Consider the following 18,485-nt stretch of genomic DNA (forward strand, 5'->3'; position numbering starts at 1 on the left):
TGTTTGTTAAAATGAGTTCTAGCTTCGTTGTTGATTTTGTAATGAGAATAATTAGTTACTGCAATCAACGCCTTGCTATCATCCATTTTCCCTAACGCCTAAATAGACCATTTATTTATCCAGATTGGTATTAACCGTATGCGGGGCAGGATAATGAAAATAGTTTCTTATCTTGCCAACGTATCATGGTAAGACTGTTTCCCCAGACACAACCCGTATCTAATGCATACAAGTTTGGTTGATTTGTTTGGCCTAATAATGCAGCCCAGTGACCAAATAAGATAGGTTGAGTATGATCTCTTGGCGTTATTTCGAACCAAGGTTTTAATACATTGCTATCTGTTTCTGCTGGCGATAGTTTGTTATAAAACTCCAACTCGCCATTTAAAGTGCAATAACGCATACGTGTGAACACATTGATAATGTAGCGTATTCGTTCAATGCCTGAAAGTGAAGGGTGCCATTTAGTCGGGTGGTTACCGTACATGTTTTTAAGCAGTGATTGGTAATCTTCCCCATGCAATTGTTGTTCAACTTCTTTGGCGAATTGTTTTGCTTGTGGAATTGTCCAAGAAGGTAATATACCTGCATGCACCATAATAAACTTATGTTCAGGATGCTCTAATAACAAAGGCTGATTACGTAACCATGTTAGAAGCTGCTGACTGTCATCCGCTTCTAAAATAGGGGATATTTTGTCTTTTTCTTTGGGTTTATGAATGCCCAAAGCCGTCGCTAATAAGTGCAAATCATGATTACCTAGAATCACTTTTGCCTTTAACTTTTTAAGGTAGCGTAATGTTTGCAATGATTTAGGGCCACGAGCGACTAAATCGCCAGCAACCCATAACTCATCATTTTTTGGATCAAAATTGGCCAAAGATAGAAGCTGTATCAATTCGTCATAACAACCTTGAATGTCACCAACTATATAAGTTGCCATCGTTATTTGATCCTATTAAAAATTGTTATTGAGCTCTAAACTTCTTTTTGTAGGCGGTCATAAACATAGTTTGCAACACGCACATACTCTTCAACAGAGATGTTTTCTGCGCGGTGGCCAATATTAATACCAAGGTCAGTTAATTCTTCAGCAGTTAATAGATCTCTCCAACCATTACGAACTGTTTTACGGCGTTGGTTAAAGGCCATCGAACAAACTTGGTTTAATACTTTCATGCTCTTAGCAACAAAAGGTGGTGTATCGTAAGGCTCTAACCTTACTACTGCAGAATCAACTTTAGGTGCGGGTTTAAAAGCCGTAGGCGGCACTTCTAATACAGGAATAACATTACAGTAGTATTGTGCCATTACACTTAAACGTCCGTAAGCTTTACAATCTGGACCTGCACATAAACGGTTAACTACTTCTTTTTGCAGCATGAAGTGCATGTCAGAAATTTTGTCTGCAAACTCAAATAGGTGGAACATTAAAGGCGTTGATATGTTGTACGGTAAGTTACCAAACACTCGTAATTGTTTGTCACCTTGCACTAATTGTCCAAAGTCAAAACGCATGGCATCAGCTTGGGTTATTTTTAATTTATCACGTAACGTAGGGTGCTGTTCTAAACGCGCTGCTAAATCACGGTCTAATTCCACTACATTTAAGCAGTTTACTTTACGTGCCACAGGCTCTGTTAATGCGCCTAAACCGGGACCAATTTCTACAATGTTATCGTCAGGTTGTGGCGCTATTGCTGCCACAATTGAATCGATAATGTAATCGTCGTGTAAGAAATTTTGTCCAAATCGTTTACGAGCGGTATGGCCTAGGTGGGTTTTATCATTCATTTTATTCATTAACCTTGTTGATGTTACTTTGGACCATGGTAATAGCTTCGTTGACTGCACATAATAAACTACCTGAGTCAGCTTTGCCTGTTCCTGCTAGATCTAATGCGGTGCCATGGTCAACCGATGTGCGTATAAATGGTAAGCCTAATGTGATATTAACGGAGCGACCAAAACCTTTATATTTTAAAACAGGTAGACCTTGGTCGTGATACATGGCTAATACCGCATCGGCATGTTGTAAGTATTTATCTTGAAATAAAGTGTCAGCAGGCAGTGGGCCCACTAACTGAATACCTTGTGCGCGAAGGTTGTCTAGTGCAGGTTCAATGGTATCTATTTCTTCTCTGCCCATATGACCTCCTTCCCCTGCGTGTGGGTTTAAGCCACACACATAGATAGTCGGCTGTTTAATACCGTATTTTTCTTTTAATTCAGCATTTAAAATTGTAATAATATTCGCTAATAAGGGTTCTGTTATTGCGCTGGGCACGGCAGAAAGTGGTAAATGCGTGGTTGCTAAGGCAACACGTAAACCCGTTGTTGCAAGCATCATTACTACTAAATCTACGTTAGCTTGCTCAGCAAAAAATTCAGTATGGCCGCTAAAGGTAACACCGGCGTCATTGATAATGCCTTTATGTACTGGTGCTGTAACCACCGCAGAAAACTCACCATTTAAACAGCCTTGGCTTGCAAAACGTAAGGTTTCTAAAACGTATTCACCATTGCGAGCATCAAGTTGTCCCATTTTCACGGGGACGTCAGTCGCAATATGAGCTACGGTTAATTGACCTAAGAGCGGTTCCGCTTGAGGCTTTTCGACATCATATTCAATAAAAGTAATATTTTTATTTAAATGCTGTGCTCGCTCTTTTAATAGTGTTAAGTCTGCACAAATAACCAGTTCAGCGGGCCAAGTCTGTTCCGCTAATTGTAAAACTAAATCAGGACCAATTCCGCTCGGTTCACCAGCGGTGACAATAATACGAGGTAACATTATTCTTCCTCAATAATATAAGCAGGGTTATTAATCTTGATATACGCTTCTTGGCGTATCTCATTTAACCAAGCGTAAGCCTCAGCAGGAAAGCGTTGTCTAAATAACATACTGTAAGCTTTTTGCTTAGTGGCATTTTCAGTCGTATCAGATTCGCGTTTATCAAGTACTTGAAGAATATGCCAGCCATGCATTGTATGGAAGGGTTGACTGATTTCACCGATTGCTTGTTCTTGTGCTAAATCACGAAATTCAGGCACATACATGTTTGGATCTGCCCAACCTAGTTCACCACCTTTTACGGCAGAACCAGGATCTTGAGAATACTCTTTGGCTAATTCATCAAAGGTTTTTGTGCCTGATAATATTTGCTGACGTAAAGTTGTTAACAATAACTTGGCTTTTTCATCACTCAAAATGATAGTGGGTTTAACCAGAATATGACGTGCATTCACTTCTTCTGTGATCACGTTATCATTCCCTTTTTTATCTAGCACTTGAATGATATGTACTCCCATTCTGGTATTGAAAGGGCCAATGATATCGCCTTTTTTATTGCTCTCTTGTAAATTTTCTACAAATAAACTTGGAATTGAATCTAGCTTACGCCATCCCCAATCGCCGCCTTCTAAGGCCTTTGGGCCTTCAGAATTGGCAATCGCTAGCTGTTTGATATCAGCACCATTCTCTATTTTTTGTACTAACGAGTTCGCTTCATTGGTTACCGCAGTTCGTTTCTCTTCAGACGCTTCCGGTGATAACTTAAGTAAAATATGTGCAAAATGAAACTCAGTCGTTTGCTCACCTTGCTCTTTAATACGATCAACAACTTGTTGAACTTCTTGATCAGAGATATTGATACGGCGGCGAACCTGCACTTGACGCACTTCATTAATCGTCAATTCATCACGAATGTTAGCAACGAATGCCTTATAGTTGATGCCCGATGCCTCTATATCGGCACGTAATTCGTTTAATGTTTTATTTTGCTTTTTCGCCATTTCGGTAATGGTTTGATCAAGTTGTGCATCACTGATGCGCAAGCCTATACGTTCTGCAATTTGTAACTGTAATTTATCACTGATTAATTTATCAAGAATTTGCTTATCAATATTTTTTGGATCCGGCAGCGTTTGACCACTCTCTTGATAGCGAGTAATTAAGTCACGCTTAAGGTTACTCATATCACTGCTTAAGATTAGTTCTTTGTTTACTACTGCTTCAATCTTATCTAGTTGTACTTCCGCAGCCGTTGCCAATTGAGGTAAAGTACTCGCTAAGATTAATACACTTAAAAATTGTTTTGTTAATTTCATTTTTTACCCATTACTTTAAATAAAATGGACGACCGTAGTCGAATAAACCATCTTCACTATCTGAATAACCGACACCACCTAACCCCATTAATTCAATCGTTAAGTTAATGCTATTTTCTGTTTCCATATCATCGTTAAAATCAGACTCTGTTCCATAATAAGACTGCATATGTTTATCGTAACTTAAACCAAGAGCCCAACAACAAGACTGGTATTTAATACCGATGATACTTTCATAACTATTTTCAAATTCAAGGTCATAATAATAACTCGCATAGGCTGACCATTGCGTGTTGATTGACCAGTTTACTTTACTACCAAGTTGGTTAACAATTTCATCCCATTCTGCATCTTCATCTTCTTTATAATAACGGTAGCTTAACTGCATAAATGTATTGTAAGCCCAACGTTTCTCAAACGTAGTATTCGCACGTTTAAGGAGGTTTTCATCACTGTCCCACTCTACACCTGCATGCAGGAAATAATCATTTTCAAAGTTAACATCAAACTCAGCAATAATTGAAGAACGGCTGACAGATTGACTGTCATCATCGTCATCGGTTGGTAATACGGTACGAGATTTCGATAAATAATAATTTTGTCCAATAGCAAAACGTAATTTTTCTTCACCTTGTTCATTTAAGAAGCTACTTGAAACCCCCACTGTGATTTGATTCGCTTCGGCAATGCGGTCATACCCAGAATAACGATTATCTCGAAATAAGCCGTAATAATCTTGTTGTAATGTTGTTGTATCGTATAAACCAATATCTGATTGATTTTGGTATGGCACATATAAATACTGCATTTGCGGTACTAATGTTTGTCGGTAATCATTACCAAATACTGAAAAGTCGCGTTCTAAGTTGATACCTGAATGTATTTTAAATGACGGAAGGTAGCGAACAACAGACTCATCTAACTCATCATACCAACTGTACTTTGTTGCGTTTTCTAGATCCTGTTGATAGACGCTAAGCATGTATTTTAGTTCAGTATTGATAAATAGAGAATCGTAATACAGGGGTAAAGATAGCTTTGGTTCAGCATGGATACGCGTACCGGTATACACCTCACTATCACTGTGTTCAAAACGCGTGACTTCTGAATACCAATCAAACTGTAGACTTTTCCAGTTAAGCGGCTGGTATGCATTTATGGCTAATTTAGGTAATACAATATGTGGGGTATCGTCATCGCCTAATATTTGAAAGTCGCGTACTTCCAGCTCACTATTCCAATTACTTTTTGTATAACTTAATTTAGCGGTTTGTAATAATTGGTTATCTGTACTGGTACCGTATTCGGTATCAATATCGGTGAAATAATAATCATCACTGACTTTGTTGTAATCTGCCTCAAAAGCCCAGTCTTGTGAAAAATTAACTTGATGTTCAAAATGAAATAAATAGCGTTTTCCAATTAAATCGCCATCATCGTCTTCGCGTATTCGATCATCCGCAAGATATTCAGTTTGAATTTGACCTGAACCAATATCAAATAAATAACGATATTCAGTCGCTACTAATAGACCCCGGTTTTCCATATAAGTCGGTGTGATGGTTGCATCTTGATTGGATGTTAAATTTAGGTACAGAGGTTGGCTGTAAGAAAATCCATTCACTGATGAAAACTCATATTTTGGAAATAAAAGTCCGGTTTTTCGCGTGTCGGATAAAGGGTAGCTGATATAAGGGAAGTAAAATACTGGCACATCCTTTATTCTTAATACTGCGTTGTAAGCTGTCCCCATATCATTTTCTTTGTCAATGTATAAGGTCGAAGAATCGATGCTCCAAGTAATATCACCCGGTGGGCACGCTGTGTAACTAGAAGAATTTAACTCATAAAAACCTTGACCATTATCATACACGCGATCTGCATTACCACGACCAGACTGCCCGTGAAACTGATACTGTGTCTGTAATAACGATGCTTCATCGGTTTTTAAATTAGTATCTATTTGGTCGGCTAAAAGGGTGATTTGTCCATCAACATAGCGCGCATTGCCGATTGCATTTGCTTGTTCAGTATTGCGGTTATAAATTAATCGGTCTGCATCGAGGCTCTTTTCACCTTGAACCACATTGACATCACCTTGATAAATTATCTCGCCATTAACACCGCGTAATGAATTGGCATTGATGCTGATTGGAATTTGGTTTTTATCTAGATTATTATTACGTGTCGTGACGGGAGGGACTTGGCTATAGCACTGCCTAAAGAACACTTGTACGTCACGTGGCGCTGATTTTTCTTCTAAGCTGGCAATCTTAGTTATTGCATCGCTCTTGGTGCTAGCACTACTATCAGTATTACTTTGCGTTGCAGAGGTGTTTTTATTTTCAATTTCCTGCGCAACGGCACTAGCAACTGGAGATAAGACAAATAATAAGGGGATTAGTTTTAACATTAATAACTCACTACAAGGGCTTAGAAAGAAAAAGGAAACGCTAAGCAGAAACAACAATATAACCCCTTATAATAAAGTAATCTTTTGCTGTCTCCAATCTTTGATTGGCTAATACACGAGTATTTTGGCTATTTATTACAAATAATTGGTAAATCTTCACATAGTTAGTCAAAATAATAGAAAAATTCAATATTTTCTTAATTTAAAGGTAATGATTAATTATGCGCATATGGGGCAAGTTATTAGGTGGTTTTTTTGGATTTATGTTTGGTCACTTCTTTGGCCTGCTGTTAGGCGTTTGGTTAGGGCATCGTTTTGATGTGGCCGTCGGACGTAACTTTAATATGCGCGATGGCATGTTAGGTGGACGAACCAACAGTGCGGATAAACAAAAAGCGTTTTTTGAAACCGCTTTTTCGGTGATGGGACACGTTGCCAAAGCAAAGGGACAAGTCACTCAAACCGATATTCAAGTCGCCAATGCATATATGGACCAAATGAATTTGCACGGTGATGCAAGATCGCAAGCTCAACATGCCTTCACCAGTGGTAAAAGTGCTGACTTTGCACTAGTAGAAACATTGCAAGAATTTGTACGTAAATTGCACGGTGAACGTAATGTCCTACAAATGTTTTTAGCGATTCAAGTACAAGTTGCTTATTCAGATGGTGTGATTGATGATAACGAAAAAGCCTTGTTGTACACCATTGCCGAAAATCTAAATTTTTCACGTTTCGAATTAGACCGTTTGATTCAAATGATTCAAGGGCAGCAACACTTCCATCAGGGTAAGCAGGGTGGTCAGCAATATAATAAAGCAGAAGTTGAAGATGATGCTTATCAAGTACTAGGGGTTGAAAGTACAGCCACGGACAAAGAAGTGAAACGAGCCTATCGCAAGTTAATGAGTCAAAACCATCCTGATAAACTCGCTTCCAAGGGGCTACCGGAAGAGATGATGCAATTAGCTAAAGAGAAAGCGCAAGATATTCAAAAAGCCTATGAAGTACTGCGTAGCAGCCGAGGCTTTAAATAACATGCTATCGGTATTAAAACGTTATAGTTTACAGCTAGTATTTACTATTAGCTTACTATTAGGTTTACAGTTACCGAACTTTTTACAACAATATGAATTGCGTTTGCAGGGGCATTTTGTTGAAGCGCAACAGCAGTTAGCTGAATTTCAATCGCTTGCAGATAAATATTTTGCTAGTGATTTGAACGCACTCATTACAAAACATAAAAGTAGTAAAGATAGCCTGTACCGTGAAGAAGCATTGGTTATAGAAAATACTTATTCACGAGTGCAATTTTTACAACAAAAAATAGATAATTTAAATCAGCCTATTTGGTATCGATTAGGGGAATTATCGCAACAAGTCAAAGATCCTATTGTTAACGAAACGTGGACAGGTTACCAAGCTAATGTGTTACTTAATCAACAGGCTATTTTAGTGGGGGTTGTTGCTGCGGTGTCAATGATGTTGTTATTAGAAATATTATTATCCTTCAGTAAATATGGTTGTTATCGTGCTTTTTCTTATTGTAAAAGAAAGCGTAAAAAACAAACCAGAAAAATAGGTTTATAAACTTTTCTTTTCATTTAATGGCTTTTTTACTTTATGTCATGAAAGCTAATGAATGAAAAGGCACTCGGCTATTTGATTTTAGAAGTCGTCGTTATAAAGGTATAAATGGTGATGAAAATGCTCACTCTCATAACCGATAAGCAACACAACCCTTCTTTTTACCGAATATTATACTTTGAATGGATTAATGAATCTTGAAAAAGCAACCTATGTACACCCGTTACCATTCAAGATGCAAAGTTCAGCAAGTTGTGAGGTGAGTAGCTTCTAGGCAGGAAGTTGAAGATCTAACTAGTTCAATCAATACTTTCTAACAACGAAGATACTTGCCTCACAACTTGCCCTGTGGGTCGTTAGCTCGAAAAGCAATTCAGCGTTGTTACATCCGATAAGGACTAGGCATTGTCATCATGTTACGCCTTGCCTTGCTGTCCAAGCTAACGACTGAATAAAGCATCTCGATTGATAACGGGTATAGATATAACTTCGTTTCTCTATCGTGACTAGACTAATTAATTCGCTTTTATAACATTTTAGTTTTGCATCTATCGTAGTGCTTCTCTATTATTGGCTATTTATCATTTTAGTAATCAATTACGGTGTTTCACCGAATAGACCTTAAATCGGAGCTTAATACATGTCTACATTTTCACTTGCGTTTGGTACAGCGACTAAAAATCGTGACCAAAAAATCATCGAAGCATTTTTTCCAAACCCAATTTTAAATCCAAACGAAGATCTAGTTGCAACTATTGGTGCAATTGCTGGATATGAAGGTGGCAATCAAGTTATCGAAATTAAACCCGCTATTGCAGAACAACTGGCTGCGGCTTTTAATGGTGAAGACGATGCAGATAATGCAGATTTTGCAGTTGCAGCAGCTAAATCAAAACAAACATTAGTGTTAGTTATTTTAGCCACTGACGAAGCACCACAGAGTGTTGCTGAAGGTTATTTGAAACTGCAACTTATCTCTCATCGTTTAGTTAAACCACACGGCGTAGTGTTAGACGGTATTTTTGGTTTATTGCACAATATCGCATGGACAAACAAGGGTGCTATCGACTTACCTGAGCTTAAAGATCGTCAAATGAAAGCGCGCTTAAAAGGCAAAACTATCATTGTAGATTGTGTTGATAAATTCCCTAAAATGGTTGATTACGTAGTTCCTGCTGGGGTGCGTATTGCTGACACTTCACGCGTACGTTTAGGCGCTCATGTTGGTGAAGGTACCACAGTGATGCATGAAGGTTTCATTAACTTTAATGCAGGTACAGCGGGTGTTAGCATGGTTGAAGGTCGTATTTCAGCGGGTGTTATGGTTGGTGAAGGAAGTGATATCGGTGGTGGCGCTTCTATTATGGGTACACTGTCTGGCGGTGGTAAAATGGTTGTCGCTATTGGCGAAAATAGCTTATTAGGTGCTAATGCTGGTTTAGGCTTCCCACTGGGTAACCGTTGTACTATTGAGTCTGGTTTATACGTTACAGCGGGTTCTAAAGTTAAAATGTTAGATAACGAAGGTAATGACGCTGGATTTGTTAAAGCACGAGATTTAGCTAATAAAGATGACTTATTATTCCGTCGTAATTCAACGACAGGTCAAATTGAATGTCTCGTTAATAAAAGCGCTGTAGAATTAAACAGCATGTTACATTCTAACTAATATTCTCATTATTGTTCTGAGCAATATTTTTATTATGCATTGAGTAATCGAGGCTACTATTGAGTAGCCTTTTTTATGTTCGTCTATTTTTTACCTATTTATTTTTTACCCATCTATTTTTAAATTGCTGTATTCCTTTTTATAAAATTCTTCCACTTTCATATACATAGCCTTTTCTCGCGTTAGCATCTTAAAACGTCACATGATTGTCATGCGAGATCTATATCATACTTGCTAAGCAAAGCGCGAGGGGAAGCGTAAATGTCAGCCAATAATAAAACATCATTAACATTGAATGTGGACTTCAAAAATAAACTGATCAAACTCAAGGCAACATTGAGTCGAGCCTTTGATATTCAGTTGCCGATCGATAAATTAGTACATGACACTGTGTATAGGCTAAACGTTTTTGATGAGTTACTGAGCTTAGGTCATGAACAAGTTACCGCACAAGTGAAATCATTGCAGCAAACTGCTGTGTATATCGATATTCAGCCGGTAAGTGGCAATGTAAGTAAGCAAGATGCAACCGTTGAACGTAATAAGCAGCGTATTAAACATGCTATTGCGATAAAAGAGCATACGCTTAATAAATCTTCTTTTGTTATTTTACTGCTGGCGAGTATCATATTTATCTTTATCGTTTTATTGCAGACAAATATATTGCAAGTCACTGTTTTGTCAGGGCCTGTTTCAACTCAACACTCTTCCCCAAATATTTTAGATAGCTTATTAGCTGAAGCCGCTCCTGCTGTTCATTTAGCACCAACTATTCAATTACCTGTTGATAATGCAAAGCTTACTATGCGCTTACATGGTTCAAATACAATAGGGGAGCATCTTGCACCTGCTCTATTAACTGCATATTTAAAAACATTGGGGGTGTCTGAAATGCGCTGGATAAAAGGGGATTCAGAGGTAGATCGCCAATTACAATATATTCATAACAACCAAGCCTATGAAATTGAACTGCAAGCTCACGGATCATCAACTGCATTTAAAGACTTAGCAAATGGGGTTGCTGATTTGGCTATTTCATCTCGGAAAATTAAAGACGACGAAGTGGCGTTATTAAAGGCACAGTATGGCAACCTTGGTTTAGCTGGTAGCGAAGTGATTATCAGTCTGGATGGCGTTGCTATCATTGTAAATAAGAAGAACTCACTGAATTCACTAACCTTATTACAGCTAGCAGACATTTTTTCAGGTGAGATTAATAATTGGGAACAACTAGGTGGCGAGGACCTAAGTATTAATGTTTATGCACGAGATCTGAACTCAGGCACCTGGGATAGTTTTAAAAGTATAGTTTTTAGTGAAGGCGATAGCATCTTATCGTCGAATGCGAGTCGTTATCAGTCTAGTAGTAAACTGTCCGATTTAATTGCACAGGATCAGGCTGGTATTGGTTTTATAGGCTTACCCTATATTAATAACAGTAAGGCGTTATCGATAGCGGCATCCATTACTTCTCCTCCTATTTACCCCACACAATTTACGGTGAGTACAGAGGATTATCCTTTAAGTAGACGTTTGAACCTGTATGTACCTGCTGCTAGTAGTGAATTTATTGAACGTTTTACACATTTTGTGACCTCGGCAGCGGGGCAAAAAATTGTTGAGCAGGTAGGCCTAGTTTCTCAAAATATTCAATTACAAGGTATTTACCCTAATAAGAAAGCCCCACAAATTTATAATGATTACGGTGAGATAGCACAACGCCTTTCCTTGAATTTTCGCTTTCAACAGGACAGTAATCAATTAGATAGTAAAGGCAAAGATGATTTACTGAGGGTCGTTGAATACATAAGACAACATGCTGGTCTTAGAGTGGTATTGATGGGGTTCTCTGATCTATCAGAAGAACAAGACAAGCAATCTTTATTATCGCTAAAGCGTGCCCAAATAGTAGAGCGAGAGCTACAAACTCGCGGTTTAAATATTACTGCGGTGGAAGGGTTTGGTTCACAATTACCTATTGCTTCAACAAAAACGGCAATCGGTCGCAGTAAAAATAGGCGTGTTGAGGTGTGGGTTTTTTAAGCCCATTTTTATAATAGGTATGCGATGAGTATTTTATTAAAAAAATCACAATACTTGATGACATTATTCAGTGATTTAAGTCGCCATGATAATGCCATCATTAATAAAAATATTGATGACACGCTTTATCTTTTAAAAGTCGTCTCTACCAAAACTCGGCAATTAATGGCGGAGCAAAATGTGCCCATTGAGGATTTATTAGCAGATAAGTGCTTACCATTAACACGTTTTTATTTGTCAGATGAACACTCGCAATTAGCTTATTTTTTAAATAGTGAGCGATTAGCTTTATTTTTTAGTGCGTTACCAATGGCAGAAGCCACTATCTTTCAACAATATGTAATACGTGCAAAAAAATCTTTAATCTTACCTGAGCGACAGCCATCTTCAGGAGTAGAAGATCTTACATATTTTTCGACAAGTTTCGAAGAAGATAATGAAGGTTATCATCAACTAACTTATTTACAGTCTTTGCAAAATTTAGTAAAGGTGGTGAGTGCTAATTCAGAAGTTGATTATAAGGCGTTGTTTTATGATTTACAGAGCTTTAAAAAGTCCAATGGAAAAATTGATACAAGACTGCTTGTGTACCTTGAATATCAAGATAACTTATTATTCTACTGTGAATTGTCGCCATTATGGCAATTAAAAGCACAGCAGTTATTCACAGAGCAAACGGCTATGTGATGATTCAGTCATATTAATTTCATTAGCTCTGAGATTAAATATTGGGCTGTTGTAAATAAAATAAGACAAAAATAACGTCAAATAGGTATTACCAGTTCCATTAATTAGCGGAGTTGGTATTACTCCCATTGCAATGTTTCTAAGGCAGATAGGATGTGTTTTTACTCTCAACAAAGGGCTGTTATTTATCGGAATTGTTACCAACAAAAAGCCCGTTGTGTAGTGCTATACAACGGGCTTTTTGTTGACACTCGAAAGTGTTAAAAACGTTTTTATTCCGCTTCTTTTTTAGCGTCGACTTTTTTCTTCTTATCTTCACTAGGCAGGTATTTATAAATATACAAACCACTTAATAAGGTAAAGACTAAAGTTGCTCCTAACAATCCAAACACTTTAAAGTTAACCCAAACTTCTTGTTCTAGGCTAAATGCAACATAGATATTAATTAACCCTAGCGCTAAGAAAAAGACTGCCCAAGCGATGTTTAATGTTGACCATACTTTTTCCGGCAAAGTTATTTCTTTACCTAGCATCTGTTTAAGAATTGGTTTTTTAAAGATAAATTGGCTAGCTAATAATGCAATGGTAAACAACACATATACCACGGTGACTTTCCATTTGATGAATACATCATCATGCAAAATTAGCGTTAATGTGCCAAACACCAACACCATTAAGAAAGTGATGATATGCATTTTTTCAGCTTTGCCGTGCTTAAAGTAATTGTAAGCTAACAATAAGCCTGTTGTTACAATTAATGATCCCGTTGCGGCATAAATGTCGACCATTTTATACACGGCAAAAAAGATAATTAAAGGAATAAACTCAAAAAATTGTTTCATGACACTCTCTTCTTTAAAAAATTAAATAATGATAGTCCGTTATTTGAAGGTTGCGGCCTTCATTGCACTAATAAATTCAAACATTTCTGTTTTCATTGTAGCGGGATCATCAAGGTTACGTTGGATTATTTTCACTACCGCTGAGCCAGAAATTGCACCTGCCGCGCCTGCTTTAATCGCGTTAGCGACCTGTTCAGGTTGTGAAATACCAAACCCTAACAGCGATGGTGGTGCATCATACTCGCCTAATGTTTCAAGCATATGTTCAACGGGCATGCCCGCTTTTGCATCAGCCCCCGTTACACCAGCACGACTTAATAGGTAAGTGTAGCCTTGGCCATACTCTGCTACTTGTTGCAACGTTGCTTTATCACCATTAGGTGGCGCAATAAATATTTGCTGTAAGCCAAATTTCTCTGCAGCTGCACGGTATGGTGCACTTTCATGTAATGGCACGTCTGCAATTAATATTGAGTCAACACCAGCTTCTTTACAGCGCTGATAGAAATTCTCTATACCGTTACAATAGACTAAGTTCACATACAGTAATAATCCAATAGGTATCTGTGGATGTTGAGTACGGATCTCTTTAATTATTTCAAAACAAACCTGTGGTGTGGTGCCTGCCTCTAACGCTCGAATTGAAGCATCTTGAATGACGATACCATCAGCAACGGGATCTGAAAATGGAATGCCTAATTCTAGTGCATCTGCACCAGCTTCTATTAGTGTATTAATAATACTTAATGATTGCTCACGGTTTGGATCACCGACAGTGACGAAGGGAACAAATGCACCTTGGTTCGCACCTGCTAGGCGATCAAATAATTGTGCGTATCTTTGCGTCATTAAATCGTGCGTCATTAGATTATCCCTCTTTTTTCAAAAATATCAGCAACGGTAAAGATATCTTTATCACCACGGCCTGATAAGTTAACAATAATAATTTGCTCTTTATCATCCTGTTCAATAATTTTTAATGCATGTGCTAGCGCGTGAGCAGATTCTAATGCGGGGATAATGCCTTCCTGTTCAGCTAATGCTTTAAACGCCATTAATGCTTCATCATCGGTTGCATTCACATACTGTGCTCGACCTGTTTTGGCCAAATGTGCATGTTGTGGCCCTACAGATGGGAAATCTAATCCAGCTGAAATTGAGTAAGACTCTTCAATTTGCCCGTTATCATCCTGCATCATTAACGACTTCATACCAAAGAAGATGCCCTTAGTACCACAGGCGATCGGACAACCATGTTCACCGGTCTCGATGCCATGACCACCAGGTTCAACACCAATTAACTCGACGTTTTTATCGTCAATAAAGTCTGAAAAAATACCAATGGCATTTGATCCCCCACCAACACAAGCTATCACTTTATTTGGTAGAATACCTTCTTTACGAAGACATTGTTGCTTCGCTTCTTCACCAATCACTTTTTGGTACTCACGTACAATCGTTGGGAATGGATGTGGTCCAGCTGCAGTGCCTAATAAATAATGTGAATTTTCGTAACTACCAGCCCAGTCTCGTAAAGCTTCGTTACAGGCATCTTTTAAGGTAGCTGAGCCGGAGGTTACTGGAATCACTTCTGCACCCATTAAGCGCATTCTGAACATGTTTGGTTTTTGGCGTTCACAATCTACCGCTCCCATATAAACACGACACTTAAGCCCTAGTAGCGCACAGGCTAAAGCCGTTGCAACACCGTGTTGTCCAGCGCCAGTTTCTGCGATGATCTCAGTTTTACCCATGCGTTTAGCCAGTAAAGCTTGACCTAATACCTGATTTGTTTTGTGTGCACCACCGTGTAATAAATCTTCACGTTTTAGGTATAATTTAGTTTTTTTACCTTTGGTTAAATTACGGCATAAAGTTAATGGTGTCGGGCGTCCTGCATATTCAGTCAATAACTCTTCTAGTTCTGCTTTAAATCCATCATCCTGCTGTGCTTTTAAAAACTCTGTTTCAAGCTGTTTTAATGCAGGAACCAATATTTGTGGTACGTACATACCACCAAAATCACCAAAATAAGCGTCTAACGTTTTCATTTTATTACCTTCTAAAGCGTTTATCGTTGCATGTAACGACGAATTGCAGCAAAGCTACGATTTAATTTGTCAGCGTCTTTTTTACCGGGTTCAGATTCAACACCTGAATTAAAATCTAATCCTGCACAACCTATTAAAGCGGCTTGTTGCGCATTGTCTGGATTAAGCCCACCGGCTAATATCAGCTTGCTTTTATCTATCTTGTTCGGTTCGCTTTCATCATGGGTTAACAGAGACCAATCAAAAGCTTGTCCTGTGCCGCCACTTTGCTTACCAACACGTGTATCGACGATGTGTTTACTAACATTGTATTTTTCAAATGCAGGCAAGCTATCACTAATGCCGTGTGCTTTCCATATTTCACAGCTTTTTGGTAATACAGCCAATAGTGCTTTAACATATTTAGGTGTTTCATCACCGTGTAATTGCACTGCGCTCAAACCTAAACTTTTTGCAGTGTAAGCAACTAGTTCGATCTCTTCATCTTGGAACACACCCACATACTTTAAAGGTGCACCTAGCATCACTAAACGTGCTTGTTCAAGAGCGATGAAGCGTGGCGATTTCTCAACAAAAATTAAACCACCATAAACCGCACCGGCTTTGTGTGCATCAGCTGCATCTCTGGCATGTGTTAAACCACAGACTTTATTTTCACCTAGAATCAGCTCTCTACACGCTCGGTCAATATTGTTTTTTGACATGATTGAACTGCCAACTAAAAAACCATTCGCGAATTTGCTTAATTCTTTTACTTGCTGGTGGTTATAAATACCTGACTCAGAAATAATAATTCTATCTTTTGGAATTTTAACTGCGAGTTCTTTAGTACGATTTAAGTCAATAGTAAGATCACGTAAGTCTCTATTATTAATGCCAATTACTTTTGCATTTAAGGCGATTGCACGTACCAACTCTTGTTCATTACTAACCTCGGTTAGCACTCCCATATTTAAGCTATGTGCGGTATCGCGGTATGCTTGGTAAGCATCATCATCTAATACAGAGAGCATTAATAGAATAGCATCGGCTTGGTAATAACGAGCTAGGTAGATTTGGTATGGGTCGACAATGAAGTCTTTACAGATAACAGGCTGTGTTACTTGCTCACGTACTTTATTGATATATTCTAAGTCACCTTGGAAGTACTTCTCCTCAGTGAGTACTGAAATAGCAGATGCATAATTTTTATAAACGTTAGCAATTAACTCTAAATCAAAATCTTCACGGATCAGGCCCTTTGATGGTGATGCCTTTTTACATTCTAGAATAAATACACTGTGCTCTTGATCTAATGCTTGGTAAAAGTGACGGTCACTTTCCACCAAATCATCTTTAAAGGTAATTAAAGGCTGTTTCACTTTACGTGCGGCAACTGAGATTATTTTGTCATCAACAATTTTGCCTAAAATAGTATCTTGTAAACTTTGGTCGTTAAGCATTGCTTTGCTCCGCAAGTTGTTTGAGTAATGTAAGAGGTAAACCTGATTGCATGCTAGCTAATGCTATTTGCGTTCCTTGTTTAAAGTTATCTGCTTTGCCATTTAAGACTAACAGGGCTGAGACATTAATCGCTACAGCGACTTGCTGTGCCTCAGTGCCTTTACCTTGCAATATTTGTTCAATAATGACTTTATTCTCTTCGGGTGTGCCACCAAAAATACTTTCAATAGGATAAGATTCAACACCAAAATCCAGTGGCGTTAATGTGTACTCTTTTATTTCACCATTATGTAACTCGGCAACCTGTGTACTGCCATGTAAGGCAACTTCATCTAAGCCACTGCCATACACAACCATTACGCGTTTCATGCCCAATTGTTGATGGACTTTCGCAATCGGTAATAATAGCTCTGGCGCATAAACACCCATTAATTCAAAGTCAGGGCGAGCCGGGTTAACTAAGGGACCTAACACATTAAATATCGAGCGTGTTTTTAAAGTAGCTCTAACTGGTCCCGCAAAACGCATGCCTGCGTGGTAACTAGGTGCAAAAATAAAGCAAACATTTAAATCATCCAAGCATTGGCGCGCCGTTTGTGGTGACATTTCGAGGTTAATACCAAACGCAGCCAATAGGTCCGATGAGCCTGATTTGCTAGAAACGCTACGACTGCCATGCTTACATACTTTCACTCCGCAAGCGGCTGCAACAAAAGCACTGGCAGTCGAGATGTTGATGGTACCTAAACCATCACCACCGGTACCAACGATATCGGTAAAAGGGTAATCAGGACGAGGAAATACTTTAGCCTGTGCTAATAACGCTTTCGCTGCGCCGGTAATTTCAGTGGGTGTTTCACCTTTAATTTTTAATGCGGTGATCACTGACGATAATACGATTGGGTCAACCTGCCCTGATACAACTTGCTCAAAAAAGGTTTGGCTTTGTTGTTCGCTCAGTGACTGCCCTAAATAAAGTTGTTCTAAAATCGGGTGTACATCATATTGGCTCATTTAATTTTTCTCCGATTCAGTCAGTAAGTTAAGACTGTTTTCTAAAAGCTGTGCACCTTCGCAGGTTAAAATAGATTCTGGGTGAAATTGAAAACCGATCACCTTATCTTGTTGGTGATAAATAGACATACACATACCATTATATTCTGCCACAGTTTGTAAATTATCAGGCACGGTTGTACCCACTAGTGAATGGTAACGAGCAACGGATAAGGGGTGAGATAAACCTTGAAACATTTTATCTCCACAGTGCTGAATGAGAGACGACTTACCATGTTGTATTTCATCCGCTTGTCCAACGACACCACCATACTGCTCTATTAATGCTTGATGGCCTAAACATATACCTAAAATAGGCACTTGACCTTTACATAATGTGATTAAATCTATCATACAACCCGCTGCACTTGGCGTGCCAGGGCCTGGTGATAAGACTAAGACCACTTCACCTACGCAGGCATCAATATGCGCTTTAATGTTCTCCGCACTTTGGTTATTGCGATAAATTTTAACCGGATAACCCGCTGCTTTGAACTGATCCACTAGGTTATATGTAAAGGAGTCAAAGTTATCAAGAAAAAATAAGGTTGCTTTGGCTGCATTTTGATTGCTTTGAATAGTCATGG

16 protein-coding genes are annotated in these 18,485 nt (G+C 38.5%); 5 read left to right on the top strand and 11 right to left on the bottom strand.

Annotated elements, in window-relative coordinates; genetic code table 11:
• Window positions 1-130: 130 nt before the first annotated feature.
• From H5084_RS03650 to lptD, 5 genes are read right to left on the bottom strand one after another with little or no spacing between them, the layout of a single operon-like run.
• Window positions 131-943, bottom strand: a complete 813-nt coding sequence (locus tag H5084_RS03650; protein ID WP_028869956.1) for a symmetrical bis(5'-nucleosyl)-tetraphosphatase — start codon at window positions 941-943, stop codon at window positions 131-133.
• Window positions 944-978: 35 nt separating this feature from the next.
• The gene (gene rsmA, locus H5084_RS03655) at window positions 979-1,794 is read right to left on the bottom strand and encodes a 16S rRNA (adenine(1518)-N(6)/adenine(1519)-N(6))-dimethyltransferase RsmA (RefSeq protein WP_028869957.1); all 816 of its coding nucleotides are present in this window, start codon (window positions 1,792-1,794) and stop codon (window positions 979-981) included.
• A gap of 1 nt (window position 1,795) precedes the next feature.
• Complete coding sequence (pdxA, locus tag H5084_RS03660; RefSeq protein ID WP_182689572.1) at window positions 1,796-2,794, bottom strand: 4-hydroxythreonine-4-phosphate dehydrogenase PdxA; 999 nt, start codon at window positions 2,792-2,794, stop codon at window positions 1,796-1,798.
• The gene (gene surA / locus H5084_RS03665; RefSeq protein ID WP_028869959.1) at window positions 2,794-4,110 is read right to left on the bottom strand and encodes a peptidylprolyl isomerase SurA; all 1,317 of its coding nucleotides are present in this window, start codon (window positions 4,108-4,110) and stop codon (window positions 2,794-2,796) included. Before surA ends, pdxA begins: the two co-directional genes overlap by 1 nt.
• A gap of 10 nt (window positions 4,111-4,120) precedes the next feature.
• A complete protein-coding gene (gene lptD / locus H5084_RS03670; protein ID WP_028869960.1) occupies window positions 4,121-6,523 on the bottom strand; it encodes an LPS assembly protein LptD in 2,403 nt (800 codons plus the stop codon).
• A gap of 221 nt (window positions 6,524-6,744) precedes the next feature.
• Here lptD and djlA point away from each other — a divergent pair, with 221 nt between their 5' ends.
• The 5 genes from djlA to H5084_RS03695 all read left to right on the top strand — a co-directional run bounded on the left by djlA (window position 6,745) and on the right by H5084_RS03695 (window position 12,509).
• Window positions 6,745-7,560: a co-chaperone DjlA gene (gene djlA / locus H5084_RS03675; RefSeq protein ID WP_182689573.1), complete on the top strand. Its 816-nt coding sequence runs from the start codon at window positions 6,745-6,747 to the stop codon at window positions 7,558-7,560.
• A gap of 1 nt (window position 7,561) precedes the next feature.
• Window positions 7,562-8,113, top strand: coding sequence for a DUF2937 family protein (locus H5084_RS03680; RefSeq protein ID WP_182689574.1), 552 nt, complete (start codon window positions 7,562-7,564; stop codon window positions 8,111-8,113).
• Between the two features lie 637 nt (window positions 8,114-8,750).
• Window positions 8,751-9,779 (top strand): 2,3,4,5-tetrahydropyridine-2,6-dicarboxylate N-succinyltransferase, encoded by a 1,029-nt coding sequence (dapD, locus tag H5084_RS03685; RefSeq protein ID WP_028869962.1) that lies wholly within the window; start codon window positions 8,751-8,753, stop codon window positions 9,777-9,779.
• Window positions 9,780-10,040: 261 nt separating this feature from the next.
• Window positions 10,041-11,822, top strand: a complete 1,782-nt coding sequence (locus H5084_RS03690) for a substrate-binding domain-containing protein (protein ID WP_182689575.1) — start codon at window positions 10,041-10,043, stop codon at window positions 11,820-11,822.
• 24 nt (window positions 11,823-11,846) lie between these two features.
• The gene (locus H5084_RS03695; RefSeq protein ID WP_182689576.1) at window positions 11,847-12,509 is read left to right on the top strand and encodes a hypothetical protein; all 663 of its coding nucleotides are present in this window, start codon (window positions 11,847-11,849) and stop codon (window positions 12,507-12,509) included.
• 272 nt (window positions 12,510-12,781) lie between these two features.
• Here H5084_RS03695 and H5084_RS03700 read toward each other — a convergent pair whose 3' ends face one another.
• Genes H5084_RS03700 through H5084_RS03725 form a run of 6 tightly spaced genes read right to left on the bottom strand, consistent with a single transcriptional unit; the run spans window position 12,782 to window position 18,483 of the window.
• Window positions 12,782-13,351, bottom strand: coding sequence for a septation protein A (locus H5084_RS03700; RefSeq protein WP_028869965.1), 570 nt, complete (start codon window positions 13,349-13,351; stop codon window positions 12,782-12,784).
• Between the two features lie 39 nt (window positions 13,352-13,390).
• Window positions 13,391-14,200: a tryptophan synthase subunit alpha gene (gene trpA / locus H5084_RS03705; protein WP_182689644.1), complete on the bottom strand. Its 810-nt coding sequence runs from the start codon at window positions 14,198-14,200 to the stop codon at window positions 13,391-13,393.
• Window positions 14,201-14,214: 14 nt separating this feature from the next.
• Window positions 14,215-15,402: a tryptophan synthase subunit beta gene (gene trpB, locus H5084_RS03710; protein WP_028869967.1), complete on the bottom strand. Its 1,188-nt coding sequence runs from the start codon at window positions 15,400-15,402 to the stop codon at window positions 14,215-14,217.
• 20 nt (window positions 15,403-15,422) lie between these two features.
• Entirely contained in the window at window positions 15,423-16,844 is a 1,422-nt protein-coding gene (gene trpCF, locus H5084_RS03715) for a bifunctional indole-3-glycerol-phosphate synthase TrpC/phosphoribosylanthranilate isomerase TrpF (protein WP_037072127.1), read from the bottom strand.
• A complete protein-coding gene (trpD, locus tag H5084_RS03720) occupies window positions 16,837-17,859 on the bottom strand; it encodes an anthranilate phosphoribosyltransferase (RefSeq protein WP_182689577.1) in 1,023 nt (340 codons plus the stop codon). Before trpD ends, trpCF begins: the two co-directional genes overlap by 8 nt.
• Complete coding sequence (locus H5084_RS03725; protein WP_182689578.1) at window positions 17,860-18,483, bottom strand: aminodeoxychorismate/anthranilate synthase component II; 624 nt, start codon at window positions 18,481-18,483, stop codon at window positions 17,860-17,862.
• Window positions 18,484-18,485: the final 2 nt, after the last annotated feature.

The sequence above is a fragment of the Psychromonas sp. SR45-3 genome (assembly GCF_014163575.1).
GTDB lineage: Bacteria > Pseudomonadota > Gammaproteobacteria > Enterobacterales > Psychromonadaceae > Psychromonas > Psychromonas arctica.